The sequence below is a fragment of the Kitasatospora sp. NPDC054939 genome, from assembly GCF_053610105.1.
Map to the genome: position 1 here is coordinate 86237 of NZ_JBSGXP010000006.1, position 13215 is coordinate 99451.

Genomic DNA, 13215 nt, shown 5'->3' on the forward strand with positions numbered 1-13215 from the left:
ACCTCCCGCAGGTGCGGTATCAGGCGGGCAGGTGCCAGATCTGGTTCGAGGTGCCGTTGCAGTCCCAGAGCTGCACGATGTTGCCGTTGGTGCTGTCGTAGGCCCGGACGTCCAGGCAGCGGCCGGACTTCGTGTTGACGATCGCGCCGTCGCTCCGGACCGACCACTTCTGGGCGATGTTGCCGTTGCAGGGGCCGGTGTGCACCTGGGTGCCGTTGCCGGTGCGGCCGTCCCAGATGTCCAGGCACACGCCGACGGCGCGGATGGTGCTGTCGGCGCCGATCTTCCACCTCTGGTTGACGTTGCCGAGGCAGTCCCAGATCTGGGTGGGCGTCTTGTTGGCCATACTGCCGCCGCGCACGTCCAGGCACTTGCCCGCGAAGCCGCTGACCTGCCCGACCGGGCCGGCCGGGACGGCGGGTCCGAACGAGACGCCGATCGACCACGGCGTGCCCATACCGAAGCAGGACGCGGAGGCGGTGGTGTTGCCGGTGACCCAGCCGCTCCACGCCTGCGAGAAGGTGTACATGTTGGTGTTGAAGTCCCAGCTCGCGCAGCTGCCCCCGACGCTCCAGGTCTGCATCGGGTCGAGGCCGGTGCAGGTGGCGGACATGCCGGACTGGGTACAGCTCCCGACGCCGCCGGGGCCCGGGACGGTCGCTGCGGACTGCGCAGCGACCACGGCGGGGCCCGCGGCGCCAGGGGCGGGGCTCTCAGCGGCGTGGGCGGCGGGCGCGGTGAGCGCGGCGGCTCCCGCGAGCAGGGCGGTGGCGAACAGTGCGGCGGTACGACGCATGGAAGATCCTTACGGAGACGGGGAATCGGTCGACCCACCTGCCGGGAAATCGTGGCGACGACGCGACGGTTGTGCGGGTCGCGTGAAAGCTTCGGGCGCGAAATGAGCACGGTCAACAACGCGGGGTGGAGATCACGCCAGCGGTCCGTCCACGGAGGGTGGTTGGGAGATCGGGTGACCGGCCGCAGCGCAGCAGGCGGGCCGCCCGACCGATCCGGCCGGAATGCGCGCGGGAACCGGCATCGTGTTCATCACCTGGCTCTACCGCGTGGGCGGGAACGCCGACATGTTCGCCCCCTACGGCCACCAGCACGGCAAGGGCTGGGCGATCGGCGGCTGGATCGTACCCATCATCAGCCTCTGGTTCCCCTGGCGCGTCGTGGTCGATTGCCGGCATGCCAGCGCCCCCGTCACCGGCCCCTACAACGAGCGCGAGCCCATCGACCAGGGCCTCGTGGCGTCCTGGTGGTCGACCTGGATCAGCTCCGTGGTCCTCGTCTGGATCACTGCCGCGGTCGTCACCTCGGCCGAGACCGCCATGGACCGCGAGGACGTGGACGTCGACGCCGCGGTCGGCACCGTGCAGACCTCCCTGTGGCTGGAGATCACCGAGAACCCCTGTTTCACGGCCGCTGCCGTCCTGGCGATCCTGGTCGTCCGCCGGCTGAGCGCCCTGCAGGACGACCGCGCCCGGGCCGCCGCCGCTACCACGCCGGCGCCCGCGGACCCTGCGCCTGCGAGCTGACGAACCCGGGGCCGCCGTCGTGTGCTGAGCGAGATCGGGCGGGCGCGGCGGCGGAGGGGAGCCGCTCCTCCGGTGGGCGCCGACGGGAGCGGCCCGTCGGCGCCCTGCCGTTCGGCTATTCCTCGGTGGGGCCGAGGTCCGGGGTCGGGCGGAGGTGGAGGGATCGGTCGGACGGGGCGGTGTGGAGTTCCAGTACGGTGATCTCGTTCGGGCCGGGGCGCAGGACGGGGCCGGGCAGGTAGAGCGAGCGCTGGGGTCCCCGGGACCAGTAGCGGCCGAGGTGGAAGCCGTTGACCCAGACGTTGCCCTTGGTCCAGCCGGGCAGGTGGACGAAGGTGTCGGCGGGCTCGTCCAGGTCGAAGGTGCCGCGGTGGAAGGCGGGGCCGACGACGGGGGCTGTGGCGGGGGCGAAGTCGAGGTCGTCGAGCGAGTGCAGGGGCAGCGGCAGGTTGCTCCACCCGCGCAGTTCCTCGCCGTTGAGCCGGACCGCGCCTGCGAGGCCCTTCGGATCGTGCAGGCCCTGGCCGTAGTTGACCCTCCCCTGGTTCTCGACGAGGACGGTCAGGACGGCGCCGTCCCGGGGCACGTCGAAGGCGAGGGCGTGCTCGTGGTTCTCGCGCTCCACCACGCCGACCGGTTGGCCGTCGAGGAAGACCTGCGCGCGGTCGCGGACGTCGTGCAGTTCCAGCAGGGCCGGCCCCGACTGCGGGAGAGGCACTTCGTAGCGGACGAATCCGAAGTCCTGCCCCAACCGTTCCATGGTGAGCGGGAGTTCGGAGCGCACTTCGGTGCCGAGCGCGGCGCTGTGGGAGAACAACCCGGCGACGGCGGTCAGCGGGACGGTACGGGGGGCGAGTTTGGGCGACGGCTGCGGTGCGGGGCCGGTCGGGACCGGGGCGTACTTGGCGATGACGTCACGGAAGGCGTGGTACTTCTCGGTTGGGTCGCCCGCCTCGTCCAGGGGTGCGTCGTAGTCGTAGGAGGTGACGGTCGGCCGGTAGGCGGCCTTGTCGTTGGCGCCGTTGGTGAATCCGAAGCTGGTGCCGCCGTGGAACATGTAGAGGTTCACGGAGGCGCCGAGGGAGAGCAGCTCGTCCAGGTCCTGTGCGGCGTGTTCGGCCGAGCGGACGACGTGGTGGCCGCCCCAGCGGTCGAACCAGCCGATCCAGAACTCGGTGCACATCAGCGGGCCGTGGGGCTGGTGGGCCCGCAGGGCGGCGAGGCCCTCGCGCGAGCGGCTGCCGAAGTTGGCGGTGGCGAGGGTGCCGGGCAGGGCGCCGCGGGCCAGGTCGGACGGCTGGTCGCAGGTGAACAGCGGTACGTCGACGCCGCCCCGGCGCAGCAGGTCCGCCAGGTGTGCCAGGTGGGAGGTGTCGTCGTCGTACGCGCCGAACTCGTTCTCGACCTGGACGGCCAGCACCGGGCCGCCGCGGGTGGCGAGGCGTTCCACCACCGGGGGGAGGAGGCGCGCGAAGTAGTCCTGGACGGCGGCCAGGTAGGCGGGGTGCCGGCTGCGGAGGCGGATTCCGGGGGTCGCAAGGAGCCAGGACGGCAGGCCGCCGCCCTCCCACTCGGCGCAGATGTACGGGCCGGGGCGCAGGAGGACGTGGAGGCCCTCGGCGGCGGCCAGGTCGAGGAAGCGCGGGAGGTCCAGGCCGCCGGCGAGGTCGAAGACACCGCGCGTCGGCTGGTGGAGGTTCCAGGGGACGTAGGTCTCCACGGTGTTGAGGCCCATCAGCCTGGCCTTGCGCAGGCGGTCGGCCCACTGGTCCGGGTGGATGCGGAAGTAGTGCAGGCCCCCGGAGATGATGCGGAAGGGCCGGCCGTCGAGGGTGAAGTCGTCGCCGTCGATCTGGAGGGCGGACGTGGCGGGCGTGGCGGGCATGGTGGTCTGCTCCTGGTGGGGTGCGGTCGGGCCGGTCGCCGACGCGGGGTGCGGTCGGGGCCGGTCGGCGGCGCCCGTCCCGCCCCGCTCGGTGCGAATGGGGCGGGACGGGCGCCGGACGTACGTCACGGTGTGGTGATCGTGAAGCCCTGCTGCTTGCCGTAGTCGGTGATGCGCTTCTGCCAGGCCGACAGCCCGCCGTTGAGGCCGGTGCCGAAGCTCTGGCCGACGGTGTCCTTGAACACCGAGTTGGCGTACACCTGGAAGGGGAGGTACTGCCAGCCCTTCCCGACGGCCTCGGAGGAGGCGGCGAGCACCCGGTTGGCCGGCTGGCCGCCCAGGCCGACGACGGGCTTGTCGAGGAAGGCCGGGTCCTTCAGGAGCTCCGTGGTGGCGGGGAAGAGGCCGTTCTCGTTGAGGGAGCGGACGGCCTGCGGGTCGGAGTTCAGCCAGGTGGCGAAGGCGGCGGCGGCTGCCTTGTTCTTGCTGGTGGTGGGGACGGCGACGGCCGAACCGCCGTTCTCGGCGGTCACGTTGTCACCGGCGTTCCACTGGGGCATCGGTGCGGCGCGCCAGTTCCCGGCGGTGCCGGGGATGGTGGAGGCGATGTTGCCCGGCGCCCAGGCTCCGATGATCCACATGGCGTACCGGCCGCTGTTCATCGACTGCCACCACTCGTTGGTCCAGCCCGGCGCGGTGTCGACGAGCTTGCGGCCGACGAGGGAGGTCCACAGGTCGGAGACCTTCTTCGCTCCGGGGTCCTGGAGGTCGACGGCGACGCCGGTGTCGCCCTTCTGCTGGAAGGGGCGGCTGCCGGCCTGCCACATCAGGCTGTCCAGGCCGCCGGCGTCGCCGGGGTCGATGGAGGTGATGAACCGGTCGGGGGCGGACTCCTTGATCTTCACCGCGGCGGCCTCGAACTCGGCCCAGGTCCTGGGCGGTTCGATCTTCAGCTCGTCGAGGAGCTTCTTGTTGTAGAACATCGCCATCGGGCCGGTGTCCTGCGGGATGGCGTAGACGCCGCCGTTCACCGTCACCTGTGACCAGGCCGACGGAGTGAACTTGGACTCCAGCCCGGCCGCTCCGTAGGCCTTGAGGTCGACGAGCCGCTTGGACATCGCGAGTTCGGGCAGCGCGAAGTACTCGATCTGGACCACGTCGGGCCCGCCGCTGCCGGCCTTCACGGCGGTCTGGAGCTTGGTGTACTCGGCGGCCGACTGCCCCGCGTTGACGATCTCGACCTTGATCTTGGGGTACTTCTGCTGGAACAGGGCGACGGTCTTGTCCAGGTTGGGGGCCCAGGTCCAGAAGGTGAGGGTGGTGGGTGTGTCGAGCGCCTTGGCGGGGTCGGCGGTGCCCTCGGAGGAGGTACCACCGCCGGATCCGCAGGCGGTGAGGGCCAGGGTCAGGGCCACAGCGGGGACGAGCGTCAGGAGTCTGCGGCGCGCGGGTGTGGGTGCAGGGGTCACAAGGGGTCCTCGGGGTGGGATGCGGGAAGGGGTGGGGGTACGGGGTGCGGAGTCCGGGGGGTGCGGCGGGTCATTCCTTGACGCTTCCGGCGGCCAGTCCCGACTGCCAGAAGCGCTGGAGGAAGAGGAAGGCGACGACGAGCGGCACGATGGCGAGCAGGCTGCCGGTCACCACGAGGGGGTAGAAGTTGGTGGTGGTCGCGCCGCTGCCGGCGGCCCCGGTCGCCATCGCGTTCCACTGGTTGAGGCCGACGGTGAGCGGGAACCACTCGGGGTCGCTGAGCACGATCAGCGGCAGGAAGTAGTTGTTCCACGTCGCCACCAGGGCGAAGAGCAGCACGGTGACGAACCCGGGCCCCATCAGGCGCAGGGCGATGGTGAAGAAGGTCCGCAGCTCGCCCGAGCCGTCGATCCGGGCGGCTTCGAGCAGCGAGTCGGGCACGGCCTCGGCGGCGTAGACCCGCATCAGGTAGACGCCGAACGGGCTGACCAAAGAGGGCAGCAGGACCGCCCAGGGGGTGTCGACGAGTCCGGCCTTGCTGAACAGCAGGTAGGTCGGGACGGCGAGTGCGGTACCGGGGATGGCGATCGCGCCGAGGATGAGAGCGGCGACGGCCGTCCGGCCGCGGAACCGGTACTTGGCGAGCCCGTACCCGGCGGCGGTGGAGATGAAGGCCGCTCCGCCCGCGCCCACCACGGCGTACAGCAGGGTGTTGGCGAACCAGCGCAGGTAGATGCCGTCGTCGTGGGTGAGGACGTCGCCGATGTTGGCGAAGAGCCGGAAGCCGTCGCCGAACCAGAGGCCGAAGCTGTCCAGGAGCGAGTCGGTGTCCTTGGTGCTGGCCATGACCAGCCACAGCAGCGGGAGCAGGGCGTACGCGAGCATGGCGGCCATGGCCAGGGTGAGCGCGGTGCTCGGCCGGCGGGCGTTCGGGCGGTGAGCGCTCGGACGGCGGGCGCCCGGACGGCGGGTGTTCGGGCGGCGGGTGTTCGGGCGGTGCGGGTGGCCGCTCCGGCGGGAGGTGGTGCCGGCGCTCACTGGCCCTGCCCCTTTCGCATCGACCTGACCTGCACGGCGTACGCGGCGAGTGCGGTGACCCCGCCCAGAACGACGGCCACGGCGGCCGAGTAGTTGAACTGCTGGCCGTTGAACGCCAGGTTGTAGGCGTACATGTTGGGCGTGTAGCTGGTGGAGATGACGCCCGGCGCGAGCGACTGCATGACGTTCGGCTCGTTGAACAGCTGGAACGTGCCGATGACGGAGAACACCGTGGCCAGCACGAGAGCGGGTCGGAGCGCCGGGAGCTTGATGCTCCACGCCTTGCGGAGCTCGCCGGCGCCGTCCACCTCGGCCGCCTCGTACAGCTCGTGCGGTACGGTCCGCAGCGCCGCGTACAGGATCAGCATGTTGTAGCCGACGTACTCCCAGGTCACGACGTTGCCGATGGAGGCGAGCATCCACGAGGAGCCCAGCAGGTCCGGCACGCCGACCCCGAGTGCCTCGCCGATCTGGCCGACCAGTCCGAAGCGGTCGCCGTACAGGTAGCCCCACATCAGCGAGGCGACGACGGCCGGGACGGCGTACGGGACGAAGATGCCGATCCTGAACAGGCCGGCCCAGCGCAGCCGTCCGCTGTCGAGGGCCAGCGCCGCCAGGAGCGCGAGCAGCAGCATGAACGGGACCTGGACGACGAGGAACAGCAGGACCCGCCACAGGCCCGCCCGGACGAGGTCGTCGGTGAGGGCGCGCCGGTAGTTCTCCAGACCGACGAAGACGGTGCCGCCGACCAGACGGTCCTGGAAGAGGCTGAGGTAGGCGGCGTAGACCAGCGGGGCGATGATGCCGACGGCGAAGACGAGGAGGAACGGGGCGATGAACGAGTAGCCGAAGGCTCCGTGCCTCGGCCGTCGCGAGCGGGGTTCCCGTGAACGCCCGGGCGGGGGCGCCGGCTGCGGCGCGGGCGGGCGGACCTGGTCCGGCAACGGGGCTGTGGAAGGGGGTGACGTGCTCAAGGGTGATGCCCTTCGTGGCGGATGTTTGCGCCAACATGACGATGGTGTTGAGTCTTGTCCGTCTCATCGCGAGGCGTCAAGCCACCGAAACACGGCGATGCAGCTTCGTGACCCAGTGACGGGCGATCACATCGGGGCCTCCCGAGGGGCGCCAACCCGGTGGTGCATCACCCGGTTCCGAGCGAAACAAGCAGCACAGACGCCCATTCGCGACAGACCACCCGCCACCCCGTCGGCCGATCACCCCCGGCAGCCGCGGGCCGCGGCGCGACCCACCCCGGGAAGGGCGAGCCCGACCGAACGGCGCAACCTGTCGTTCACTTGTGTTCGATCATGTGCAAATTCCCCGGCCTTCTGTGCCCGAGCGGCATGGAGGCCCCCGGACCCCCGGACCCGGCGACCTGGCGCATCAGCCTGGGGTCCCCACGCCGGGGCGCTACGATGTCCACGCAACCATCGGGAAGGGATCGGCATGGACACCGCGGCGAAGCCCGGCACGACCGCGCGCGCCACCCGGCGCCCCGCCTCCCAGGCGGACGTGGCAGCCCTGGCGGGAGTGTCCTCGCAGACCGTCTCCCGGGTGGCGAACAACCGGCCCAACGTGGAACCGGAGACCCGGGAACGGGTGCTCTCCGCGATGCGCATGCTCGGCTACCAGCGCAACAGCGCCGCCCGGGCGCTCACCCTCGGCCGCTTCCACGCACTGGGCGTGGTGACCTTCGACATCACCGCCCAGGGCAACGCCCGCACCCTCGCCGCCATCTCCCGCGCCGCCCAGGGCGCCGGCTACTCGATCAACGTGGTCTGCGTCGAGGACGAGACCGAGGAAGCCGTCCAGCGGGCCGTCCGCCAGCTCACCGACCAGGCCGTGGACGGACTCGCCGTCATCGAGGCCCAGATCCTCGACCGGCCCGGCTTCGACATCTCCTCCGGCGTCCCCATCGTGGTCGCCGACGGCGACCCCGAGCGGCGCTACACCTCCATCGACACCGACCAGGCCGCCGGCGTGACGGCGGCCGTCGACCACCTCCTCGACCTCGGGCACCGGACGGTCTGGCACATCGGCGGCCCGCAGAACTCCTACGCCGCCCGCCGGCGCGCCGCCGCCTGGCACGCCGCACTCAAGGCCGCCGACGCACACATCCCGCCGATCGCTTTCGGCGACTGGACGGCCGCCTCCGGCTACGAGATCGGCCGCCGGCTCGCCTCGCGTCCGGACGTCACCGCCGTCTTCACCGCCAACGACCAGCTCGCACTCGGCCTGCTGCGCGCCCTCAACGAGGCCGGGCGCCGGGTACCGGACGACGTCAGCGTCGTCGGCTTCGACGACATCCCCGAGGCCTCGTACTTCTTCCCCCCGCTGACCACCGTCCGCCAGGACTTCGAGGAGGTCGGCCGCCAGTGCGTGGCCCGCCTCCTCCAACACATCGACCCGCCCGAGGGCGCGAGCACCCCCGTCACCGCCGTCACCGTCCAACCCGAGCTGGTCGTCCGCGCCAGCTCGGCCGCGCCGCCGCCCGGCTCCCCCACCGACGCTTCAGGGCCGGGCGTGCCCCCGGCGAACCCGGGTGGGGGCGCGCCCGGCCGCAGCCGCCGACGACGTACCTGACGGCCCTGACGGCCGGGACGCACCCGACGGTCCCCGCCGGCTGCGCCCCCGACCTCGCGTCCCCGACCCCGCGGGACGGAACGCCTAGCCGATCCTGAAGCGCTGACCCGCGCCCGCTCCGCACGGCTCCTGCACCAGCGCGGCACCGGGCGCCACGGAACTCCCCGCGACGGCCAGGCACTTGCCGCTGTGGCGGGCCACCAGGGCGGACCAGCCGCCGCCCGTCGGGCGGACGGACCACTGCTGGTTCCGCGCCCCGCTGCATCCGTACGACACCACCGGGGCGCCGTCGGCCGTCGACTCGCCCGCGACGTCCAGGCAGTCCCCGCTGCCGCGCACCACCACGGCCACCTGGCCCGGGCCCGCCGGCCGCAACGACCACTGCCGGTCGGCCGTACCGGTGCAATCGGACTGCACGACGGCGACACCACCGGCTTCCGGCGCACCGGACGCAGCCGTGCACAGGCCGCTGCGCCGATTCGTCACCGACTGCCACACGTCGGGGGCGGCACTGCGCACGGACCAGGACTGGTTCGACCCCGCCGTGGCGGTCCAGACCCCCACCGGAGCGCCGTCCCACCGGGCGGCGCCGGTGACGTCCAGCAGGAGTCCGGACGCCCGGTTGACGATGGTGCTGCGGCCGTCACCGGTGGTGGAGCGCATCCACAGTTGCTTCGCCGCCTTGCCGGGTGCGGCGAATGCGAGAGCACCGGAGCTCACCGCGAGGTCGGTTCCCGTGCCGGCGTTGGTGATCCGGTAGGTCGCCGTGCTGTCCCAGCCGCCGCCGGCCCGGGTCACGTGCCACTGCCGGCCGGGATCGGCGGGATCCGGGGTGCGCTGGACGGGACCCGAGCCCGGGAGGGGGCCGGCGGCGAGGACCAGGCCGCTGTGGTCGTTCACCAGGTGCTGCGGGCCGACGGTCGGCGCGGTCGCGGTCGCGGAGTTGACGCCGACGGTGCCGGGGAGGACGAAGGTGGTGACCGACCCGGGGCCCACGGTCGTCGTGAGCGTGCCGGCGGCGGTGACGGTGAGGTCCGCCTCGCGCCGGACGTCCTTCGTGCCGTCGGTGGTCCAGCGCTCGACCGGCGTACCCGCTCCCGTCCGCTGGAACCCGGCCAGGTCGAGGGTGAGGGTCTGTGCCGTGCCGGTGGGGTTGGTGTGGACGACGACCGTGCCCGCGCCCTCCGGTCGCAGCGCGGCGAGGGTGTCCCCGGAGTCGGTGCCGATCATGCGGGCGCCGGGCCGGACGAACTTGGTGTAGTTCGCCATGGCCCAGTACTTCCTGTTCTTGCGGATGGGCTCGACGGCGGGGTCGTCGGGGGTCAGATCGACCTGGATGAGGCCCCAGTTGGAGTTCTCGTGGGCGGGCGTCATGTTCTCGTGGTCCTCGACGGCCTGCCACAGGACCCACGCCCGCGGTTCGAGTTCCGTGAGGTCACCGGTGATGCGGCGGGAGAGCTCCAGGGCGGGCGTCATGTCGGTGAAGCTCTGCGGCACGCCGCCGCCCAGGTCGACCTCCGACATCCACAGCGGCTTGCCCGCCCCCTTGGCGATGTCCCGGGCGCCGGTGCGGCCGTCCGTGCCGTAGGTGTGGACGTTGAGCTTGCCGATCGCCGCGCGCACTGCGGCCGGGTAGGAGTTCCAGTCGTCGCGGAACATCACCGGATCGGTCTCGCCCATCGCCGCCACCGGCGTGGCCAGTCCCACCGTGTCGAGTGCGCCGCGCAGGGCGGCGACCATGCGCGCCTGGGAACCGTGGTCCCAGTGCGAGCCCTCCTGCGGTCCTCCGGCGTGCCAGTACTCCGTGCTCGGCTCGTTGACCGGCGACACGGACCCGAAGGTGACTCCGGTGGAGTCCTGCACCCGCTTGAGGGACCCGGCCAGATAGGCGGCGAAGCGCTCGTACTGGTCGGCGCGCAGGTTGTCCTGCCATCCGTGGGCCGCGCCGGACACCAGGCCGCTGTTGGTCATGAAGTACGGGGCGGAGTTCGAGTACGCCTCGAAGGTGTCGGCGCCGCGGCTCTTGGCGGCCGTCAGCCACCAGCGCTGGTTGGCGTCGGCGCCGGCGTCCCAGTGGTCCGGGTCGGCCGGGTTCCACCAGCTCCCCGGCCCGGCAGCGCCGTTCGCGTCGCCCGGCTGCGGGCCGTACTCCGCGGGGCGCTTCCAGTGGCCGGGCACGGCCGCGCCGGCGCGCATGTACGGCGCGGTCTCCGGGCTGTCGCCCCCGCCGATGTTGTAGCGGGCGATGGTCAGGCCCAGGCCGTCGGCTCCGAAGAGCTCGTCGGCCAGCCGGTTCCGCCGCTCGTCCGGCCAGCCTCCGGTGACGTTGGCGAACCAGCCGAGCGAGGTCCCCCATCCCTGGAAGGGCTGCTGCTGGTAGCTCGGGTCGAGGCGGACGGTGAGGTGGGCGGCCGCTTCGGCCGCTGCGGCTTCGGCTGCGGCTGCGGCGGCCGGCTGCGGGAGCGCGAGCAGGCCGGCTCCGGCCGCCGCGACCACGGCGGCGAGGCAGGTGCGGGCCGTGCGGTGCCGTGTCGTCTTCGTTCGGGGGGACATCGGTCCTCCAAGTACGGGGCAGGCAGACGGACGGCACGCCCCTCGGGTGAGGGAGGGACGTGCCGGTGGGGGTGTGTGCCGTGAGGTGGGTGCTGGTCGGGGTGGGTGTGCCGTGGGGGGTGTGCCGTGGGGCGGGCCCGGCCGGCTGCGGGGCGCTGAGGCCCGGGCGCGGGGCGGTCGGGCCCGACCGATCAGACCGCGGCGGTCCGGCGGAGGAACTGCTGGTTGGCCCCGTTGCCGCAGGTCCACTGCTGCAGGGCGGCGCCGTCGGTGGTGGCCTGGTTGACGACGTCCAGGCACTTGCCGCTGTGCCGGGCGATCAGCCGGACGTGGCCGGACCCGTCGCCGACCTTCTGGACCTGCCACTGCTGGGACTCGGCGGTGCCGCAGGTCTTCTGCACCACGTAGGCCCCGTCGGTGGTCGCGGCACCGTCGACGTCCAGGCACCTGCCGCTGTGCCGGGCCATGATGCGCACGTAGCCGTTGCCCAGGCTCTTGAGCGAGAAGTTCTGGTTGGCGCCGTTCCCGCAGGACCACTGGATGAGCTGGGCGGCGTCGGCGAACGAGTAGTTCCCGACGTCGACGCACTTGCCGCTCTGCCGGCCGACCAGGCTCTGCCAGGTCGCGTTGAGCGGGGCCACGTTGCCGGTGGCGGCGTTCACCGTGATCTGCGGCGAGTAGCCCATGGTCATGGTCGTGTCGGTGGGGAACTCCAGGGGCAGCCACACGTACTGCGAGTCGTTGACCATGCCGCCCATCGAGTTGCCCCAACGGTCGCCCATGTACAGGTAGTCCGTGCCCCCGCTCCCCTGGACCGGCAGGACGAACGCGGTCTGGCTGGCGTAGGTGATGCCGTCGCCGATGTCGCGCACGTCGCTCCAGGACCCGGTGATGCTGGTGGCCGTGCCGTACTTCTGCTGGTTGGGGGACCATCCGGACGCGCCGGAGGTCAGCAGGAAGTACACGCCGTTGCGCTTGAACATCGCCGGCGCCTCGCGGGACTGGCCGTTCCAGAGGCTCTGCACCTGCGCGTCGATCCCGGTGTAGTCGGCGGTGAGCCGGTAGACGTGCAGGTCGCGGTTCTCGTTGGCGGCCGAGATCATGTAGCCGGTGCCGTCGTCGTCGACGAAGGTGGTGATGTCCCGCGACATCGCGCCCAGCGGACGGAAGCTGCCGCGCCAGCTGTAGTCGCCGTCGACCGTGCTCGACACCGCCACCGCCGCCCGGGCCTCGCTGTAGTCGGTCGCGCTGCCCTCCTTGTGCATCCACATCACGAACTGCCCGGTGGCCGCGTTGTACATGACCTTCGGCCGCTCGATGTTCGCGCCGACGAGCTCCGGGTCGGTGGCCTGGGTCAGCACGTGCCGCCGGAACTCCCACCTCCTCAGGTCCGTCGAGCGGTACGCGGAGACGTACCGGAAGGAGTTGTCGGCGTTGCGGTTCTCGCCGAACCAGTAGTAGTAGCCGCCGACCTTGATCACGCCGCCGCCGTGCGCGTGCAGCGGGTTGCCCGAACTGTCCGCGAACTGGGTGCCGTTGGTGACCGTCACGGTCACCGCCTCCGCTTGCCCGACGCCCTGGAGCAGGGAGGCGCACAGGGCGAGGGCCGCCCCGGCGACCGCGGTTCTCAAACGCAACATGTCCACTCGTACTTTCGCTCGCCGATGCGCCCGCGGGCCGCCCGCGGGCATGACGGCGGCCTGCACAGCGGCCGCTCGCACGCGGTGGCCGTGCCGGTCGCCGCCCGCCGCACTAGGGGGAACGGCCCGCAGGAGCATCGTGGGTGGGGGATGCCCGATCGCCGGCGACAGCGCGTCCGTCGCTGATGTTCGCGCAAACAATCGGGGTGATGGAGAGTTTCCGAGCACTGTTCGGTTGTGTCAAGGGTTCCGGCGGCTCCACCGTGGACTCCCCGCCGGGGCATCCGGGGCTATCACGCCTACTGGCAGCACGGGTTGGCTGCGACGGCCACAGCCTGAGCAGCCCCAAACCTTCCCCCGCCCGCAAGATCGATCATGTTGTTTCCTGTTGCTTTCAGTTCAAATCTTGGCCGCGGGCTGGCAGGATGTCCGCCATGACCTACCTCGCCGCGGATGACCGCTATGCCTCGATGACCTACCGCCGCGCCGGCCGCAGCGGGGTGCA

Annotated in this window: 10 protein-coding genes; 3 read left to right on the forward strand and 7 right to left on the reverse strand. The window is 71.9% G+C overall.

Annotation, left to right across the window (positions count from 1 at the left end; genetic code table 11):
- Positions 1 to 19 precede the first annotated feature (19 nt).
- Complete coding sequence (locus tag ACWGB8_RS03690; protein WP_452209885.1) at positions 20 to 796, reverse strand: ricin-type beta-trefoil lectin domain protein; 777 nt, start codon at positions 794 to 796, stop codon at positions 20 to 22.
- Positions 797 to 1019: 223 nt separating this feature from the next.
- On the opposite strand from ACWGB8_RS03690, the gene ACWGB8_RS03695 reads away from it, so the two are divergent.
- On the forward strand, positions 1020 to 1541 hold the full coding sequence (locus tag ACWGB8_RS03695; protein ID WP_452209886.1) for a DUF4328 domain-containing protein: 522 nt from the start codon (positions 1020 to 1022) through the stop codon (positions 1539 to 1541).
- 115 nt (positions 1542 to 1656) lie between these two features.
- On the opposite strand, the gene ACWGB8_RS03700 is transcribed toward ACWGB8_RS03695, so the two are convergent.
- The 4 genes from ACWGB8_RS03700 to ACWGB8_RS03715 all read right to left on the reverse strand — a co-directional run bounded on the left by ACWGB8_RS03700 (position 1657) and on the right by ACWGB8_RS03715 (position 6878).
- Complete coding sequence (locus ACWGB8_RS03700; RefSeq protein WP_452209888.1) at positions 1657 to 3426, reverse strand: glycoside hydrolase family 35 protein; 1770 nt, start codon at positions 3424 to 3426, stop codon at positions 1657 to 1659.
- A 125-nt stretch (positions 3427 to 3551) separates the two neighbouring features.
- Positions 3552 to 4895, reverse strand: coding sequence for an ABC transporter substrate-binding protein (locus ACWGB8_RS03705; RefSeq protein WP_452209890.1), 1344 nt, complete (start codon positions 4893 to 4895; stop codon positions 3552 to 3554).
- 70 nt (positions 4896 to 4965) lie between these two features.
- Entirely contained in the window at positions 4966 to 5934 is a 969-nt protein-coding gene (locus tag ACWGB8_RS03710) for a carbohydrate ABC transporter permease (RefSeq protein ID WP_452209891.1), read from the reverse strand.
- The gene (locus ACWGB8_RS03715) at positions 5931 to 6878 is read right to left on the reverse strand and encodes a carbohydrate ABC transporter permease (RefSeq protein WP_452209893.1); all 948 of its coding nucleotides are present in this window, start codon (positions 6876 to 6878) and stop codon (positions 5931 to 5933) included. The genes ACWGB8_RS03710 and ACWGB8_RS03715 overlap by 4 nt, the downstream gene beginning before the upstream one ends.
- Positions 6879 to 7380: 502 nt before the next feature.
- Here ACWGB8_RS03715 and ACWGB8_RS03720 point away from each other — a divergent pair.
- Positions 7381 to 8517 (forward strand): LacI family DNA-binding transcriptional regulator, encoded by a 1137-nt coding sequence (locus tag ACWGB8_RS03720; protein ID WP_452209895.1) that lies wholly within the window; start codon positions 7381 to 7383, stop codon positions 8515 to 8517.
- Between the two features lie 84 nt (positions 8518 to 8601).
- On the opposite strand, the gene ACWGB8_RS03725 is transcribed toward ACWGB8_RS03720, so the two are convergent.
- On the reverse strand, positions 8602 to 11070 hold the full coding sequence (locus tag ACWGB8_RS03725) for an RICIN domain-containing protein (RefSeq protein WP_452209897.1): 2469 nt from the start codon (positions 11068 to 11070) through the stop codon (positions 8602 to 8604).
- 191 nt (positions 11071 to 11261) lie between these two features.
- Positions 11262 to 12710: an RICIN domain-containing protein gene (locus ACWGB8_RS03730; RefSeq protein WP_452209898.1), complete on the reverse strand. Its 1449-nt coding sequence runs from the start codon at positions 12708 to 12710 to the stop codon at positions 11262 to 11264.
- A gap of 209 nt (positions 12711 to 12919) precedes the next feature.
- Between ACWGB8_RS03730 and ACWGB8_RS03735 the strand changes: the two genes are divergently transcribed.
- Positions 12920 to 13215, forward strand: a 296-nt coding sequence (locus ACWGB8_RS03735; RefSeq protein WP_452209899.1) for a hypothetical protein, incomplete at its 3' end; no start/stop codon positions are given.

Bases quoted from the DNA above. Each gene is read 5' to 3' on its own strand.
- ACWGB8_RS03690 (WP_452209885.1), bottom strand. From the start codon at position 796: ATGCGTCGTACCGCCGCACTGTTCGCCACCGCCCTGCTCGCGGGAGCC.
- ACWGB8_RS03695 (WP_452209886.1), top strand. From the start codon at position 1,020: ATGCGCGCGGGAACCGGCATCGTGTTCATCACCTGGCTCTACCGCGTG.
- ACWGB8_RS03700 (WP_452209888.1), bottom strand. From the start codon at position 3,426: ATGCCCGCCACGCCCGCCACGTCCGCCCTCCAGATCGACGGCGACGAC.
- ACWGB8_RS03720 (WP_452209895.1), top strand. From the start codon at position 7,381: ATGGACACCGCGGCGAAGCCCGGCACGACCGCGCGCGCCACCCGGCGC.
- ACWGB8_RS03725 (WP_452209897.1), bottom strand. From the start codon at position 11,070: ATGTCCCCCCGAACGAAGACGACACGGCACCGCACGGCCCGCACCTGC.
- ACWGB8_RS03730 (WP_452209898.1), bottom strand. From the start codon at position 12,710: ATGTTGCGTTTGAGAACCGCGGTCGCCGGGGCGGCCCTCGCCCTGTGC.